Consider the following 14,976-nt stretch of genomic DNA (forward strand, 5'->3'; position numbering starts at 1 on the left):
CAAAACAAAAGGCTAGCGTCTCTCCATGTTTCAATGAGACATGGAAAGACGCTAGTGGCCTGCGTCACTCGAACCGAAGACCCGAAGGCTCCCTCCCTCACCCCTCCCGCGCAGCGGGGGAGGTGAGGGAGGGGGCTCGAACATCTTCACTTTCATTGACGCAGGCCGCTAGTCGCGGGCGATTTCGTCTTTGAGGAAGCCGCGCACCGCGTCCACGTCCACGCCCTTGGCGACGAAGGAGCGGCCGACGCCGCGCGCCAGAATGAAGGTGAGCGCGCCCTTCTCGACCTTCTTGTCCTGGAACATGGCGTCGAGCACCGCGTCGGCGTCGTCGCGCCAGCCGGGAATGTCGTGGATGCGGGTCGGCAGGCCGACGCGCGTCAAATGGCGGGCGACGCGCTCGGCGTCCTGCAGGCTGCAGAGGCCGAGCCGCGCCGAGAAGCGAAAGGCGCAGACGAGGCCGATGGCGATGCCCTCGCCATGGACGAGGCGGTCGCTGTCGTAACGGACCAGCCGCTCGAAAGCGTGACCGAAGGTATGGCCGAGATTGAGCAGCGCGCGGTCGCCCTGCTCGGTCTCGTCACGCGCGACGATCTTGGCCTTGGAGCGGCAGCTCACCGAGATCGCCTCGACGCGCGCGGCGCGGTCGGCGAAGACGGCGGAAGCGTTGTTCTCCAGCCATTCGAAGAAGAAGGCGTCGTCGATGAGGCCGTATTTCACCACCTCGGCGTAGCCGGCGCGGAACTCGCGCAGCGGCAGCGTCGCCAGAGCGTCGACGTCGGCCAGCACGAGCGAGGGCTGATAGAAGGCGCCGACGAGATTCTTGCCCTGCGGCGTGTTGATGCCGGTCTTGCCGCCGACGGAGGAATCGACCTGCGCCAGCAGCGTCGTCGGAACCTGCACGAAGCGGGAGCCGCGCCGCACGCTCGCCGCGGCGAAGCCGGCGAGATCGCCGACGACGCCGCCGCCGAGCGCCAGAACAATGTCGCGCCGCTCGATGCGCGCCTCGAGAATCTCCTCGCAGACGCGCTGGAAGACCGGGAAGGATTTCGAGCCTTCGCCCGGCTCCACGACGATGGAGGTCGTGCGAATGCCGCTTCTCTCGAGGCTGTGGCGCAGCACGGGGAGCTGCAGCCGCGCGACATTGGCGTCGGTGACGACGGCGCAGGCCGCGCCCGGCGCGATTCGGGCGATATGGTCGCCGGCCTGCTCGAGCAGGGCCGCGCCGATGACGATGTCATAGGCGCGGTCGCCGAGCCCCACCTCGACGGTCTGCGGCTCGACGGCGGCGGGCGGCGTTCGTGACGTCATGAAGCGATTGAATCCTTGTGTCGTCTCCGGCGCGCCCACCGCCCAGGCGTGCAGCGCCGCGACCGTCTCCTCGACCATCGCCTCATGCGGCACGTCGCGGGAGAGCACGGCGATGTCGGCCTGGCGGTAGACGGGATAGCGCTCGTCCATCAGCCGGCGCAAGACGGCGGCGGGGTCGCTCGTCTGCAGCAAGGGCCGGTCGCCCTTGCGGCGGACGCGGCGCAGCAGAACGTCATGGGCGGCGTCGAACCAGAGCGAGACGCCGCGCTCCTTCACCCGATTGCGCGTCGTCTCGTCCATGAAGGCGCCGCCGCCCGTCGCCAGCACGCAGGGCTCGCCGGCGAGCAGACGCGCGATGACGCGGCGCTCGCAATCGCGGAAATGCGCCTCGCCGTATTTTGCGAAAATATCGGGGATCGACATGCCGGCGGCGGCGGCGACGATCTCGGCGTCGGCGTCCTTGAACGGCAGGCCGAGCCGCTGCGCGAGGCGCTGGCCGATGGAGGTCTTGCCCGAGCCCATCATGCCGACGAGGACGAGCGAGCGGCCGAGCAGCGCGCCGCGAATGGCGCGCGCGCTGTCCTCGGGCGGAGTCGCTCCGCCCGGCCGCGCCGCCGCTTGGCCGCCCATCATTTGGCCGCCGATCGCATGCACTTTGCTCATGACGGCAATCTACACTGCGCCCGCAGGAAATTCAGCCCCGTTTCGCTCATTCGGGCAGCAGCGGCTCTAGAAAACGGCGGATGAAGTCGAGCATTCGCGGCTCGGCGAGATCGGCGCGCCGCGCCGCCATGCGCACGCCAGCCAGCTCCGGCTTCTTCTGCGCGGCGATATAGGAGCTTACGCGCGCTTCGAGCTCGAGGGCGGAAAGCGATGATTGCGCGATCCGCATGCAGGCGACGCGCGGCCCGGCGAAGACGATGGTCCATTGCGGAGCGAGCCGCACGTCCTGAGGCGCGACGCCGGTCTCTTCCTCGAGCTCGCGCAGCAGATTGGCCTCGAGATCGACGAGCCCGTCGCGCAGATCGCTCGGGTCCGGCGTGCCGGCGGGGAAATAGATCGCGCCGGCGGCCGAATGGTCCGGCCCCATCTCGCCGAGCAGAAATGCGCCGTCGGCCGAGCGCAACGCCGGCATGGAGAAGCAATTATAGACGGCGGCGTCCGGAAAGCCGAAGTCCCGCCAGGCGAGGAAGCGCGAGAAGCGCGTCGGAAAAAATTTGACGCCGAGCGTCCCGCCCTCGCCGCGCGAGACGTGATGGGCGAGCAGAATCGGCCCGTCATAGAGCGCGGGATTGGCGCGGCGGCGCTCGGCCCAATGGGCGTCGATCTCCTCGCTCCGGCTGCGGTCGAAGGCCCAGGCGTGCGGCTCGACGACGCAACGCAGACCAAAGACCGTGGCGATTTCGATCGGCCCGCTCATATTTCCAGCTCTCCGCGCTGCACTTCGACCGCATGTCCCGCCACGGTGACGGCGGCGAGGCGGCCCGCTTCGATCCGCGAGCCGAGGACGATGCGCGAGGGCCGGCCCATGGCGTATCCCTGCTCGATGACGAATTCGTGCTCGCCGTCCTCCGGCGCCTCGAAAGCATGAGCGACGCCGGCGAAGGCCGCCGCCGCCGCGCCGGTCGCCGGGTCCTCGCCTATGCCGACCCCATTGGCGAACATTCTGGCCGAGACCGCGCTCGCGGGCTCCGTCGTTTCGCTCGTGTAGAGATAGGCGCCCACGGCCTCGCCCATGATGGCCGGAAACGCCGCAAAGTCCGGCCGCGCGCGATCGAGCGCCGCGCGGGAGCGGATCGGAACGAAGAGAAGCTCGACCCCTACCGAGAAGCTCGAGGGGATGTGGCGGCCGAATCCGATGTCCTCGGCTGAAAGACCGAGCGCGAGCGCGAGCGGCTCGACCTCCGGCGTCCGCTCGCCGCGAATCGGCAGGCGCGGCGCGGCGAAGCGGGCCAGAACCGCGCCGGAGGCGTCCTTGACGACCTCGCAGCGGACGAGGCCGATCTCTTCTTCCAGCGCGATGACGACGCCGTTGCGCGCCAGCATCTCGGGCGCGCGCTGCGAGGCCAGCAGGACCGCCGCGCCGATCGTCGGATGGCCGGCGAAAGGCAGCTCGCGCAGCGGGGTGAAGATGCGCAGCCGCGCCGTGTTCACGGGATCGCGCGGTTCCAGAGCGAAGACGGTCTCGCTCAGATTGAACTCGCGGGCGATCGTCTGCATGGTCGCGCCGTCGAGCCCGTCGGCGCCGAGCACGACGGCGAGCGGATTGCCGGCGAAGCGGCGCGTCGTGAAGACGTCGAGCGTGAAAAAGCGCAATCGCATGGACATGGAAATTGCTCGTTTACGGCCAGGGCGCATCGCCCTGAATGGAGAGAATGGTGATCGAATCGCGGAATTCGATCAGCTCGACGATGAGTCCGTTCTCGAATCGTACGAAATCGGCGAGATCGACGCGGCCCTCGAGGCCGGCGCCGCGATGACGCCAGCGGACGCTGCGCCGGAGCGCGACGCGGCCGCCGTCGATGACGATATGGTCGATGCTCGGCTCCGATTGGGAGAAGTCGATATTGATCGCGCGCAGGATGGAGAGCAGCGCGTCGAGGCCCATATGGCGGCCGGCGTAGGGGATGCGAGACTTGTCGCCGACGAATTCGCAGACGACGTCCGCAGAGAAGAAATCCCGGACGGCGCTGAAATCACCGTTCTCGGCGGGCTGGGCGGCGAGCAGCTCGATGCGGCGCAAAATCTCGTCGCGATCGAGACCGGCCGGCGGGCGAGAAAAGAAATCTTCGCAATTCGTCATGCAAACGCCTCGATCCGCCGCTCTCTGAGCTAAGGCTCGTCGCGCTCGATCAGCGCCTCTGCGGCGGCGCGACCCCAGCCGTGATAGTCCATATATTCGAAGACTTCGGCGACTTTTCCGTTCCGCCAGGACAGGAAATGCGCCATGTCCAGCGTCGCCGTATAGCCGAAGTTGCGATGGCGCCAGGAATTGCGCCATCTGACCGCCGTCATCTCGCCGTCGACAAGTATGTCGAACACCTCCCCGCCGAGCGGCTCGTAATTGACGTCGGTCAGACGAATATTCTCTTTGAACGCTTCGCGTCCGTGCAGGACGCCGGGAAGAAACAAGCCCTCTTTCGTGGCGTGATAGTGAACGATCACGTCCGGCGCGAAATAACGCAACATCTCGTCGATCTTGCCCGCCATGCGCAGGCGCGTGATATCGAAGACGTTGCGTCTCAACGCGCGACGATGCTCCTCGTCAGACTCGTCGATTTTCGGCTGCATCGCGCTCCCCCGTCGTGAGAGCGGCGGCTCCGCCGCTCCTCTGCCGACGACGCGTCGGATCCGAGCTGAGCTTCCCGATGGCCCCCTCCTTCGAACGACGCGACTAATTGCGGTCCTTGTCGACCAGCCGGTTCTTGCCGATCCAGGGCATCATGCCGCGCAGGCGGGCGCCGACTTCCTCGATCGGATGAGCGGCGTTGCGGGCGCGAGTGGCCTTGAACGACGTCTGGCTGACCTTGTTCTCGAGCATCCAGTCGCGGGTGAATTTGCCGGACTGAATGTCCTCGAGGACGCGCTTCATCTCGGCCTTGGTGTCCTTGGTGATGATGCGGGGACCGGTGACATATTCACCATATTCGGCCGTGTTGGAGACCGAATAGTTCATATTGGCGATGCCGCCCTCATAGATGAGGTCGACGATGAGCTTCACCTCGTGCAGGCATTCGAAATAAGCCATTTCCGGCGCATAGCCGGCCTCGACCAGCGTCTCGAAACCGTTGCGGATGAGCTCGACGAGGCCGCCGCAGAGGACGACCTGCTCGCCGAAGAGATCGGTCTCGCATTCCTCGCGGAAGCTGGTCTCGATGATGCCGGCGCGGCCGCCGCCGATCGCCGAGGCGTAGGAGAGGCCGAGCTCGAGCGCGTTGCCGGAGGCGTTCTGATGCACGGCGATGAGGCAGGGGACGCCGCCGCCCTTCAGATATTCGCCGCGCACCGTATGGCCCGGGCCCTTGGGCGCGACCATGATGACGTCGAGATCCTTGCGCGGCTCGATGAGGTTGAAATGGATGTTGAGGCCATGGGCGAAGAACAGCGCCGCGCCGGGCTTCAGATTCGGAGCGAGCTCGGAAGCATAGATCTCGCCCTGCAGCTCGTCCGGCGTCAGCATCATGACGACATCGGCCCATTTGGCGGCCTCGGCGACTTCCAGCACCTTGACGCCGGCGCCCTCGGCCTTTTTGGCGGAGGCGGAGCCCTTGCGCAGCGCGACCGCGACCTCGCCGACGCCGGAGTCCTTGAGGTTCAGGACATGGGCGTGGCCCTGGCTGCCATAGCCCACCACCGCGACCTTCTTGCCCTTGATCAGATTAATGTCGGCATCCCGATCGTAATAGACGCGCATGCTGGCCCGTTCCCCGAAATTGCGGGACAGGCTCTCCTTCGGCCGTCCCGTCGAATGATGTGGTCCGCCTTCTAAGCGGCCATTGGCCCGCCGTCAAAGCCTGCGGGCGAAATCAGCGTCACCTGCGGTCTTCCGGCGCATGGCTACGACGCCTGCGCGTATCGGCCGGCGTCGAGTCCGATGAGCAGGCTGATCTTGGCGATGACCTCGCTCTTGGTGGGCTCGTCGATCTGTCCCGCCGCAGGCGAGACAATCCGGCGCTTATCGATCGATTTGATCTGGTCTACGAGCACCGCCCCCGCGATCGCCCCGCCGGAGGGCAAGCCGACCTTGAATGGCCAAAAGCGCTCGCTTCGCGTGATCGGACAGACCAGCACGAAAGACGAGCTCTCATTATAGCTCGCGACCGACATCACCAGGGCCGGACGGCGCCCGCCCTGTTCATGGCCGAACGCGGGATCGAAATCGACCCAGACCAGATCGCCCAAGTCGATCGTCTCATTAGACGCGATCGTCGACGCGCTCATTCTCTATCGCGGCCTTCCTTATAATCGGGCCATGGCGCCTCGACCGCGCCCCAATCCTCGAGAGGCGGCTCGTTCTGCGGGCCGAGCCGCTTCATCTCTGCGACGAGGTCCTCGAGCCGGTAGACAGGAAAGGAAGGAATCGGCTTCAGGCGCGCTTCGCGCCCTTCGAGAACCAGCTCCACCTCCTGACCCGGTTTCAGGCCGAGCTCCTCGACCAGAACCCTGGGAAGACGCAGCGCTACGCTGTTTCCCCATTTGGCCACCCGGGCGCGCATGGTTCGACCTCCTTGTCTAGATATACAATGTATATCCATCTCGCCCACGCGTCCACTCAGATCGGCTCCGGCCCTCGCGAAATCGCCGCCACCCCGGTCCGCGAGACCTCGACGAGGCCGATCGGTCGCATGAGATCGACGAATTCGTCGATTTTGTCGGGCTTTCCAGTCAGCTCGAAGATGAAGCTCTCGGTCGTGGCGTCGACGACTCTCGCCCGGAACGCCTCGCCGAGCTGGAGGGCGGCGTTGCGATTCTCGCCCTTGCCCCTGACCTTGACCATGGCGAGCTCGCGCTCGAGCGAGCGGGCGGAGACGGTGAGATCGGTGACCTTATGGACCGGCACCAGCCGCTCGAGCTGATGATGAATCTGCTCGATCGTCTCCGGCGTGCCGGAGGTGACGACGGTGATGCGCGAGAGATGCTCGCCATGGGCGACCTCGGCCACCGTCAGGCTCTCGATATTATAGCCGCGCCCCGAGAACAGGCCGACGACGCGCGCCAGCACGCCCGGCTCATTGTCGACCAGCACGGCGAGCGTATGCGTCTCCACATTGGAGCGCGACGACGGGGACGAGTAGGGCGAGGGCGGGGTGAGGGGAGCGTTCATGTGTCTTTCCAGAGAGTAGTGAGTGGTGAGTAGTGAGTAGTCGGTAGTGAGCGGCGACTACTCACCACTCACGATCTCACTCTCATCACACCAGCATCTTGCCCTTCTCGTCGATGATCGAGCCGAGCTCGACGCCGGCGTCGTCGGAGAGATCGGCGAGCAGCATGTCGTTATGCGCCTTGCCCGAAGGGATCATCGGGAAACAATTCTCGTTCTTCTCGACCAGGCAGTCGAAGATCACCGGCCCGTCATAGTCGATCATCTCCTGTATCGCGCGGTCGAGATCGGCCGGGTCGGAGCAGCGTATGCCCTTGGCGCCGAAGGCCTCGGCGAGCTTCACGAAATCGGGGAGCGCCTCCGAATAGGAGTGCGAATAGCGCCCGCCATGCAGAAGCTCCTGCCACTGGCGCACCATGCCCATATATTCGTTGTTCAGGATGAACACCTTGACCGGCAGGCGATATTGGATCGCCGTCGACATTTCCTGAATGTTCATCAGGATCGAAGCTTCGCCGGCGATATCGACGACGAGCGATTTGGGATGCGCGAGCTGCGCGCCGATCGCCGCCGGCAGGCCGTAGCCCATCGTGCCGAGCCCGCCCGAGGTCATCCAGCGATTGGGCTCGTCGAAATGATAGTGCTGGGCCGCCCACATCTGATGCTGGCCCACCTCGGTGGTGATGTAGGGATCGCGATCTTTCGTGAGCGCATAGAGCCGCTGCACGGCGTATTGCGGCTTGATGACCTTGTCCGAATTGCGGAAGGCGAGCGATTTGCGCTCCCGCCATTCGCCGATCTTCTTCCACCAGGCGTCGAGCGGCTGCTTCTCGGCGTGCATCGCCTCCGCGCGCCAGACGCGAACGAGGCTCTCCAGCACATGGGCGCAGTCGCCGACGATCGGCAGATCGACCTTCACATTCTTGTTGATCGAGGAACGGTCGATGTCGATATGGATCTTCTTGGAGCCCGGCGAGAAGGCGTCGAGCCGCCCGGTGATGCGATCGTCGAAACGCGCGCCGACGGCGATCATCAGATCGCAATCGTGCATGGCGTTATTGGCCTCGAAAGTGCCGTGCATGCCGAGCATTCCGAGCCAGTTCGGCCCCGAGCCCGGATAGGCGCCGAGGCCCATCAGCGTCGAAGTGATCGGAAAGCCGGTGAGCGAGACCAATTCGCGCAGCAGCGTCGAGGCGGCCGGGCCGGAATTGATGACGCCGCCGCCCGTATAGAAGATCGGCCGCTTGGCGGCGGCCATCATCTTCGCCGCGCGGCGAATCGCGTCATTATCGGCGTCGAGCTTGGGCTGATAGGTCTTGTGATGCACATTGCGCGGGCCCGTATAGGTCCCGGTCGAAAATTGCACATCCTTCGGAATGTCGATGACCACGGGGCCCGGCCGCCCATTGGAGGCGACGTAGAAGGCCTCGTGCAGGATGCGCGGCAGATCGTCGACGCTCTTCACCAGATAATTATGCTTGGTGCAGTGGCGGGTGATGCCGACCGTGTCGCATTCCTGAAAGGCGTCCGAGCCGATGAGATGGGTCGGCACCTGGCCGGTGATGCAGACGAGCGGGATGGAATCCATCAACGCGTCGGTGAGGCCGGTGATCGTGTTGGTGGCGCCGGGGCCGGAGGTGACGAGCAGCACGCCCGGCTTGCCGGAGGAGCGGGCGTAGCCCTCCGCCGCATGGGCCGCGCCCTGCTCGTGGCGCACGAGAATGTGCCGCACCTTCTCCTGATGGAAGAGCACGTCATAGATCGGAAGGACGGCGCCGCCGGGATAGCCGAAGAGCAAATCGACGCCCTGGTCCTTCAGGGCTTCGACGACCATTTCCGCTCCGGTCATTTGCTTCGCCATACTCTTCGAGCTCCGCTTTCCTCGACCCTCGAGACATCGGGCGTCGCCGAGCGCGCGCCCCATAGGCAATAAAAAAGGCCCCCTGGAGGGCCTCGGATAAGCGCCAGCGGCGGAAGATCGGGTTCAGCCCCGCTCCGTCTCCAGCGCTCTGCCTACGAGAAGAATGCCCTTCACGGCCCACTCCAGGTGAAATACCGGATCAGAGGTTACGGGAGACGACCGCAGGGGTCAAGGCGATTCGGCGGGCGGGCAGGGCTCCGAATCCAGGTCAACTCCCATACAGCCGCGTCATGCCCGCGCTCGTCGCGGGCAGCCACGCCGGGACATTGCGGCACGCGGGGAGAAGAGGCGGCATTGTTCCGCTCTTGTTCCCGGCTTTCCGAGCGTCGTGGCGCCGCGACAAGCGCGGCCATGACGCTGGAAACATGTCTGCTCGTTAACTTTCATTCCGCAATCTGGAGCTCGCCCTCGCGCTTCGAGACGCCCGCTTTCGCGGGCTCCTCGGCATGAGGGCGAGGGTGATCGGGGCCGCGGAGCGGGACGCGCGACTACGGGAGCTTGGCCGGTGGAGCGAATTCGTGTAGGCCTCAGCGGCTTTTCCCCGCCAACGAGTCGAAGATGAAGCGTTTGTTCGAATCCTTCCTGTTCCTGTCGCGCTGGCTGCTCGCCCCCTTCTTCGTCATGCTGGCGGTGGGCCTGCTCGAGCTGCTCTACAAGGCGGGCGTCCATCTCTACGAGGCGACGGCGCATCTCGTCACCGCCAGCGAATCGAATATGACGCTGCTCGTGCTCGACCTCATCGACATGACGCTCACCGGCGCGCTCGTCGTGACGGTCATGCTCTCGGTCTATGAGAATTTCGTCTCCAACGTCGACACCGAGAGCCGGCCCGGCTGGCCGGACTGGATGGGGTCGATCGACTTTTCCGAGCTGAAGCTCAAGCTCCTCTCGACGATCGTCGCCATCTCCGCGATCAAGCTGCTCGAAGCCTTCATGGACGTGCCGCATATGAATGACCGGGACCTGTATTTCTATCTCGGCATTCATCTGACCTTCGTCGTGTCGACCCTGGCCTTCGCTCTGTCGGAGCGCCTCGCCGGCGGCCATGGGAAAAATCACGCCGACAACGCGCATTGACGACGGAGCCGGGAGAGAGGCTCAACGCTTCTTCACGAATTCCGTCCGCAGCACCAGCCCTTTGATGCTGTCGTGGCGGCAGTCGATCTCCTCCGAATCCTCGGTGAGGCGGATCGAGCGGATGACCGTGCCCTGCTTCAGCGTCTGATTGGCGCCCTTCACCTTCAGATCCTTGATGAGGATGACGGAATCGCCGTCGGCGAGGACATTGCCGGCCGCGTCCTTCACGACCTTCGCCTGCGACGCCGCTGGGGCGGCGGCGAGCTGCGACGCCGGGAGCCATTCGCCGCTCGCCTCGTCATAGACATAGTCATCGTCGTCGGCCATGCGAGCCCTTTCATCGGATTTTCAATTCGAGCCGACGCAGAAGTCGGCGCATCGAATGCGCTCTCTTAGGCGACCCCGCCGCCTCGGCGCAAGGGCGCCGTCCTTCCCGGCAGGCCGACTGCCCGACCGGGCATCCAGAGCCGCCGTTGCAATTTTCCTGTCGTTGCTCTCAATTCCCGATCGCTCGCTTTGCGAGCGTCGGGAATGAGGCCACGGGCGATCAGAATCGGCGCCCTGGCGACGCCGGCGCGCATGTCAGCAGTGTGATGACGCCGCCGTCGTCATATTTCAGCGTGCCGGAGGCCGTATCGAGCCGGTTGCGGCTATGCTCGTCCCGACATTTGCCGCTCGCGCCCGCAGCCGTGCAGACGCGATCCTGGCCGAAGCTCACCGCATCCTTCTCGATGCTGACCGCATAGGTCACTTTCTGCGTCTGGCCGGAGGCGGACGGGCCGGAGACATAGGAATCGCCGTTCAGATACTCCTCCGCCACGCCCTGCCCCCACATGAGCTGCACGAAGAGCCGGTCGGTGTCTATATCGATCGCGAGCGTCCGATCGGGGCGCTTGCATTCGAGATGAATCTCCTTGGCGAGAGCCGGCGCGTTCGCCGTGAGAGCGAGCAGCGGCGCCACAAAGGCGAAACGTCTGGCGTTCATGCGTGGCGCCTCGAAAAAAACTCGCCTGCGGGATCAGTTTCTCGGCAGCTCGGATCGCATATCGTCGCAGGCGCGAAGCTGCGCCTCGGTCGCGGACCAATAGGAGAGCTGGCAGAGAGCCTGATAGCGGCTGGCAACAAGAAATGACCAGATGGCGTAACCGAGCGTCGCGACGCTTATGAGGAGCAGCACATTCCGAGTCGTGGCGTTCATCGAAGCCCCCCCGAAGCATGTCCCGCCGCAATCCGAGAATTCCTGCCGAGAGCCGTTCGGCCGGGGATTATCCTGGCGCGCGGAAAATGCCCGGTCAAGCGCCGGATGCAACGCCGATATCTGGACGGAATCGGTCGAGCGCCCCGCCGCCTCAGTCCAGAGTCTGGCGGAAGCGCATCACCGCGACCGCCATTGCGACGATGGTGAAGACGCCGAGCGCCAGACTGTCGGCGGCGAGCTCACCGAAGCTAGAACCTTTCAGCATGACCGAGCGCACGATGCGCAGATAATGGGTGAGCGGCAGCGCCTCGCCGAAATATTGCGCCCACAGCGGCATCCCGCGGAAGGGAAAGAAGAATCCCGACAGCAGCATATTGGGCAAAAAGAAGAAGAAGGTCATCTGGATCGCCTGCAATTGATTGATGGCGATCGTCGAGAACGTATAGCCGACCGAGAGATTGGCGGTGATGAACAGAAGCGTCAGCGGGCCGAGCACGAGGAGCGAGCCGACGATCGGCACGCCGAACAGCGTCGTCGCGACGAGGAGAATGATGCCCATCTGCACGCCGCCGACGGCGACATAGGGCGCGATCTTGCCGAGCATGATCTCGGTCGGCCGCACCGGCATGGCGAGCAGCGCCTCCATCGTGCCGCGCTCGATCTCGCGCGTCACCGAAAGCGCGGTGTAGATAAGCATGGTCATGGTGAGGATGGTGCCGATGAGGCCCGGCACGATGTTGCGGCGCGTCTCGCCCGCGGGATTGTAGCGGCGATGCACGCGCACCTCGAAGGGCGCCGGAGCCGGAGCCAAACGCGCGAGCGGGCCGGTGAGCTCGCGGTCGAGCGCGCTCGACGCCGCCGCCGTCACCGCCGAGACGGCGCCTCCCGTCGCCGTGGGATCGGTGGCGTCGGCCACGATGAGCAGCGGCGGCTTCTCGCCGCGGATCACGCGCCGGCCGAAATCGGGCGGAATCTCGATGACGAATTGCACGCGATTGGAGAGGATCAGCCCCTCGGCGTCCTTCTCGTCCGCGGCGGCGGTGATGATGTCGAAATAATCGGTGGCGCGCAGCGCGGCGACGAAAGAGCGCGCCAGCGGCCCGTCGTCCTGCACCAGGAGCGCCGTCGCCAGATGCTTCGGATCGGCGTTGATGGCGAAGCCGAAGAGCAGGAGCTGGATCAGCGGAATGCCGACGATCATGGCGAGCGTCACGCGATCGCGGCGCAGCTGGATGAGCTCCTTCACGAACATCGCATGGATGCGCGCGAGCGAGGCGCGCGCCTGGCGCGCAAGGATCATCGTCGCGCCTCTAAATGCGTCATGAGGTCGATGAACACATCTTCGAGCGACGGCTCGCCGCGCGTCCATTGCTGCGGCGCGCCCTCGCCGAATTCCCGCTCGATCTCGGACAGGCGCGCGGCGTCGCGCCCGGCGACATGCAGCGCCATGCCGAAGGGCGCGACCATATCGACGCCCTTCGTCGCCTTCAGCCGCGCCGCGAGCGCCTCGAGATCGGGGCCGGTCACGACGTAAGTGGCGAGGCCCGAGCGGGAGACGATCTCGGCGATCGTCCCCTGCGCCAAGAGGCGCCCGTCGGCGATATAGGCGATCTCGTGGCAGCGTTCCGCCTCGTCCATGTAATGGGTGGAGACGAGCACGGTGAGGCCGTTCGCCGCGAGCGAATGGATCTCGTCCCAGAAATCGCGGCGCGCTTTCGGATCGACGCCCGCCGTCGGCTCGTCGAGCAGCAGCAGATCCGGCTGCGGCAATATGCAGGCGGCGAGGGCGAGGCGCTGCTTCCAGCCGCCGGAGAGCTCGCCGGCGAGCTGCTCGGCGCGTTTTTCGAGGCCCAGCCGAAGGAGCGCCTCGCGCGCCGCCTCGACAGGCCGCGCGAGGCCGTAGATGCGCGCGACGAATTCGAGATTCTCGCGGATCGAGAGATCGGCGTAGAGAGAGAAGCGCTGCGTCATATAGCCGACCTTGCGCTTGATCTCGCTCTGCTGCGTGCGAATATCGTAGCCGAGGCAGGCGCCGCGCCCCGAATCGGGCGTCAGCAAGCCGCAGAGCATTCGGATCGTCGTCGACTTGCCGCTGCCATTGGGGCCGAGAAAGCCATGGATGCGGCCGCGCTCGACGCGCATGGTGAGATTGTCGACCACCTTACGGCCGCCGAAGGATTTGGTGAGCCCCTCGGCCTCTATGGCGATGTCGGCGCCGCTCACGGCGCCGCGCCCTCTGCGGAAAGGCCGAGGTGGGAAAAGCGGATCTGGACGGGGAGGCCCAGCGGCAATTCGCGCGCCTTCTCCTCGAGCCGCGCCTCCACCTTGAAGACGAGCTTGGCGCGCTCCTGATCGCTGAAGATCACCGGCGGCGTATATTCCTCGCGCTGGGCGATGAAGGAGATGCGGCCCCAAAGGCCCTTCTCGCAGCCGTCGCAGGCGACGGCGACGCGCGCGCCGAGCCGCGCCTCCACGAGCCGCGCCTGCGGAACATAGAAGCGCGCCTTGCGATTTTCCGGCGGCAGCAGGGAGAGCGCCGGCTGGCCCGCGGCCACCATCTCGCCGGCGCGGAAGAAAATATCCTGCACCACGCCGGCGGCCGGCGCGGCCACCCGCTGCCGCGCAATGCGCGTGTCGATCTGCTCGATCTGCGCGCCCGCCGCGACGATCGCCGCTTCGGCGGCTACGATCTCCTGATTGCGGCTCGGCATTCGCGCGACCTCGATCTGGCGCTCCGCCTCGGCGAGCGCCGCCTTGTCGCGACCCTGCGCCATCACCGCCTGATCGAGCGCCGATCTCGGCGCGTTGCCATGGGAATAGAGAATGCGCTTGCGCTCATATTCGGCGGCCGAGAACGCGAGCGCGACGCGGGCGCGATCGAGCGCCGCCTGCAGCACGGCGATCTGCTGCGGCCGGTTCATGGAGGCGCGCAGATTTTCGAGCTGCGCCTGCATCTGGCCGAGCCGCGCGGCGGCCTCGGCGCGCTGCCGGTCGAGCACGGGGGTGGCCATGGCAAAGAGCGGATCGCCGGCGGCCACCGCTTTGCCGGCCTCGACGTCGAGCCGGGCGAGACGCTCGCCCTCGACCGGGCCGATATAGAGAAGCTCGCCCTCGACATAGCCGAGAAAGGCGCCGGAGCCATTGGCGTCGCCGCCCATCCGCCAGAGGGCGAGCGCGGCGGGGATCAGCGCGACGAGCAGGAGCCAGCGTCTCATTTCCGTCCTCGAACGGCGGACGGAGCGCGGCGGAAAGCTTGCGCCCGATCCGAACCTCCCCCGGATCAGGCTGTTAAGTCGCCGAAGGAGAGCGGTCAAGACCCCGCTCCAGGCGCTGTTCTCGATGGAGAGGGTCGGTCGGGCCTATTGCGCGGCGTCGAGCTGCGGCCGCAAGGGGATCAGCGCCACCATGAACTGTGACAGCTCTCGGGAAATGTCAGGGTCGCGCTTAAGATCGACGAGGCTGCGCGCGACGGGTATCGACCGGCCATGCTCGAGAGCGACGTCCACCCAGAGCGTCAGCGCTTCGGCGGCATTGGCCATCGCCTCGTCGAGAGTGTCGCCGGCGGAAACGCAGCCCGGCAGATCGGGAAACCAGACTCCGACCGCCTTCCCCTCTTCTTCTTCGACGATGGCGACGTAATGGGTCATT

Annotated in this window: 18 protein-coding genes; 1 reads left to right on the forward strand and 17 read right to left on the reverse strand. The window is 65.8% G+C overall.

Features of this window, described 5'->3' with window-relative positions:
• Window positions 1-168: 168 nt before the first annotated feature.
• The 10 genes from aroB to Mspo_RS02110 all read right to left on the reverse strand — a co-directional run bounded on the left by aroB (window position 169) and on the right by Mspo_RS02110 (window position 8,993).
• Complete coding sequence (aroB, locus tag Mspo_RS02065; protein ID WP_244613053.1) at window positions 169-1,974, reverse strand: 3-dehydroquinate synthase; 1,806 nt, start codon at window positions 1,972-1,974, stop codon at window positions 169-171.
• Between the two features lie 46 nt (window positions 1,975-2,020).
• Window positions 2,021-2,731 (reverse strand): NUDIX hydrolase, encoded by a 711-nt coding sequence (locus Mspo_RS02070; RefSeq protein WP_159726324.1) that lies wholly within the window; start codon window positions 2,729-2,731, stop codon window positions 2,021-2,023.
• On the reverse strand, window positions 2,728-3,639 hold the full coding sequence (locus tag Mspo_RS02075) for a PhzF family phenazine biosynthesis protein (protein ID WP_159726326.1): 912 nt from the start codon (window positions 3,637-3,639) through the stop codon (window positions 2,728-2,730). The genes Mspo_RS02070 and Mspo_RS02075 overlap by 4 nt, the downstream gene beginning before the upstream one ends.
• Before the next feature lie 13 nt (window positions 3,640-3,652).
• Window positions 3,653-4,114, reverse strand: coding sequence for a nuclear transport factor 2 family protein (locus Mspo_RS02080; protein WP_159726328.1), 462 nt, complete (start codon window positions 4,112-4,114; stop codon window positions 3,653-3,655).
• Window positions 4,115-4,143: 29 nt separating this feature from the next.
• A complete protein-coding gene (locus Mspo_RS02085) occupies window positions 4,144-4,602 on the reverse strand; it encodes a nuclear transport factor 2 family protein (RefSeq protein ID WP_159726330.1) in 459 nt (152 codons plus the stop codon).
• Between the two features lie 103 nt (window positions 4,603-4,705).
• Window positions 4,706-5,725, reverse strand: a complete 1,020-nt coding sequence (gene ilvC / locus Mspo_RS02090; protein WP_159726332.1) for a ketol-acid reductoisomerase — start codon at window positions 5,723-5,725, stop codon at window positions 4,706-4,708.
• 143 nt (window positions 5,726-5,868) lie between these two features.
• Window positions 5,869-6,252, reverse strand: a complete 384-nt coding sequence (locus Mspo_RS02095) for a type II toxin-antitoxin system PemK/MazF family toxin (RefSeq protein WP_159726334.1) — start codon at window positions 6,250-6,252, stop codon at window positions 5,869-5,871.
• Window positions 6,249-6,527, reverse strand: coding sequence for an AbrB/MazE/SpoVT family DNA-binding domain-containing protein (locus Mspo_RS02100; protein WP_159726336.1), 279 nt, complete (start codon window positions 6,525-6,527; stop codon window positions 6,249-6,251). The genes Mspo_RS02095 and Mspo_RS02100 overlap by 4 nt, the downstream gene beginning before the upstream one ends.
• Window positions 6,528-6,583: 56 nt before the next feature.
• The gene (gene ilvN / locus Mspo_RS02105) at window positions 6,584-7,135 is read right to left on the reverse strand and encodes an acetolactate synthase small subunit (RefSeq protein WP_159726338.1); all 552 of its coding nucleotides are present in this window, start codon (window positions 7,133-7,135) and stop codon (window positions 6,584-6,586) included.
• 85 nt (window positions 7,136-7,220) lie between these two features.
• Window positions 7,221-8,993 carry an acetolactate synthase 3 large subunit gene (locus tag Mspo_RS02110; protein ID WP_159726340.1) on the reverse strand — a complete coding sequence of 591 codons (1,773 nt, stop codon included), beginning with the start codon at window positions 8,991-8,993 and terminating at the stop codon, window positions 7,221-7,223.
• A 618-nt stretch (window positions 8,994-9,611) separates the two neighbouring features.
• On the opposite strand from Mspo_RS02110, the gene Mspo_RS02115 reads away from it, so the two are divergent.
• The gene (locus Mspo_RS02115) at window positions 9,612-10,130 is read left to right on the forward strand and encodes a TIGR00645 family protein (protein ID WP_159726342.1); all 519 of its coding nucleotides are present in this window, start codon (window positions 9,612-9,614) and stop codon (window positions 10,128-10,130) included.
• Window positions 10,131-10,151: 21 nt separating this feature from the next.
• Here Mspo_RS02115 and Mspo_RS02120 read toward each other — a convergent pair whose 3' ends face one another.
• From Mspo_RS02120 to Mspo_RS02150, 7 genes are all read right to left on the reverse strand, one after another.
• Complete coding sequence (locus tag Mspo_RS02120; RefSeq protein WP_159726344.1) at window positions 10,152-10,457, reverse strand: alkylphosphonate utilization protein; 306 nt, start codon at window positions 10,455-10,457, stop codon at window positions 10,152-10,154.
• A gap of 220 nt (window positions 10,458-10,677) precedes the next feature.
• Entirely contained in the window at window positions 10,678-11,115 is a 438-nt protein-coding gene (locus Mspo_RS02125; RefSeq protein WP_159726346.1) for a hypothetical protein, read from the reverse strand.
• 33 nt (window positions 11,116-11,148) lie between these two features.
• A complete protein-coding gene (locus tag Mspo_RS02130; RefSeq protein WP_159726348.1) occupies window positions 11,149-11,328 on the reverse strand; it encodes a hypothetical protein in 180 nt (59 codons plus the stop codon).
• A gap of 151 nt (window positions 11,329-11,479) precedes the next feature.
• Window positions 11,480-12,628 (reverse strand): ABC transporter permease, encoded by a 1,149-nt coding sequence (locus tag Mspo_RS02135; RefSeq protein ID WP_159726350.1) that lies wholly within the window; start codon window positions 12,626-12,628, stop codon window positions 11,480-11,482.
• On the reverse strand, window positions 12,625-13,551 hold the full coding sequence (locus Mspo_RS02140) for an ABC transporter ATP-binding protein (protein ID WP_159726352.1): 927 nt from the start codon (window positions 13,549-13,551) through the stop codon (window positions 12,625-12,627). The genes Mspo_RS02135 and Mspo_RS02140 overlap by 4 nt, the downstream gene beginning before the upstream one ends.
• Entirely contained in the window at window positions 13,548-14,543 is a 996-nt protein-coding gene (locus tag Mspo_RS02145; RefSeq protein ID WP_159726354.1) for an HlyD family secretion protein, read from the reverse strand. Before Mspo_RS02145 ends, Mspo_RS02140 begins: the two co-directional genes overlap by 4 nt.
• Window positions 14,544-14,687: 144 nt before the next feature.
• Window positions 14,688-14,975 carry a type II toxin-antitoxin system HicB family antitoxin gene (locus Mspo_RS02150; protein WP_159726356.1) on the reverse strand — a complete coding sequence of 96 codons (288 nt, stop codon included), beginning with the start codon at window positions 14,973-14,975 and terminating at the stop codon, window positions 14,688-14,690.
• Window position 14,976: the final 1 nt, after the last annotated feature.

This window comes from Methylosinus sp. Ce-a6 (assembly GCF_009811655.1).
Taxonomy (GTDB): Bacteria; Pseudomonadota; Alphaproteobacteria; order Rhizobiales; family Beijerinckiaceae; genus Methylosinus.

Bases quoted from the DNA above. Each gene is read 5' to 3' on its own strand.
- Mspo_RS02145 (WP_159726354.1), bottom strand. From the start codon at position 14,543: ATGAGACGCTGGCTCCTGCTCGTCGCGCTGATCCCCGCCGCGCTCGCC.
- Mspo_RS02075 (WP_159726326.1), bottom strand. From the start codon at position 3,639: ATGTCCATGCGATTGCGCTTTTTCACGCTCGACGTCTTCACGACGCGC.
- Mspo_RS02135 (WP_159726350.1), bottom strand. From the start codon at position 12,628: ATGATCCTTGCGCGCCAGGCGCGCGCCTCGCTCGCGCGCATCCATGCG.
- aroB (WP_244613053.1), bottom strand. From the start codon at position 1,974: ATGAGCAAAGTGCATGCGATCGGCGGCCAAATGATGGGCGGCCAAGCG.
- ilvN (WP_159726338.1), bottom strand. From the start codon at position 7,135: ATGAACGCTCCCCTCACCCCGCCCTCGCCCTACTCGTCCCCGTCGTCG.
- Mspo_RS02115 (WP_159726342.1), top strand. From the start codon at position 9,612: ATGAAGCGTTTGTTCGAATCCTTCCTGTTCCTGTCGCGCTGGCTGCTC.
- Mspo_RS02080 (WP_159726328.1), bottom strand. From the start codon at position 4,114: ATGACGAATTGCGAAGATTTCTTTTCTCGCCCGCCGGCCGGTCTCGAT.
- ilvC (WP_159726332.1), bottom strand. From the start codon at position 5,725: ATGCGCGTCTATTACGATCGGGATGCCGACATTAATCTGATCAAGGGC.
- Mspo_RS02085 (WP_159726330.1), bottom strand. From the start codon at position 4,602: ATGCAGCCGAAAATCGACGAGTCTGACGAGGAGCATCGTCGCGCGTTG.
- Mspo_RS02130 (WP_159726348.1), bottom strand. From the start codon at position 11,328: ATGAACGCCACGACTCGGAATGTGCTGCTCCTCATAAGCGTCGCGACG.
- Mspo_RS02110 (WP_159726340.1), bottom strand. From the start codon at position 8,993: ATGGCGAAGCAAATGACCGGAGCGGAAATGGTCGTCGAAGCCCTGAAG.
- Mspo_RS02150 (WP_159726356.1), bottom strand. From the start codon at position 14,975: ATGACCCATTACGTCGCCATCGTCGAAGAAGAAGAGGGGAAGGCGGTC.
- Mspo_RS02100 (WP_159726336.1), bottom strand. From the start codon at position 6,527: ATGCGCGCCCGGGTGGCCAAATGGGGAAACAGCGTAGCGCTGCGTCTT.
- Mspo_RS02070 (WP_159726324.1), bottom strand. From the start codon at position 2,731: ATGAGCGGGCCGATCGAAATCGCCACGGTCTTTGGTCTGCGTTGCGTC.
- Mspo_RS02120 (WP_159726344.1), bottom strand. From the start codon at position 10,457: ATGGCCGACGACGATGACTATGTCTATGACGAGGCGAGCGGCGAATGG.
- Mspo_RS02095 (WP_159726334.1), bottom strand. From the start codon at position 6,252: ATGAGCGCGTCGACGATCGCGTCTAATGAGACGATCGACTTGGGCGAT.
- Mspo_RS02125 (WP_159726346.1), bottom strand. From the start codon at position 11,115: ATGAACGCCAGACGTTTCGCCTTTGTGGCGCCGCTGCTCGCTCTCACG.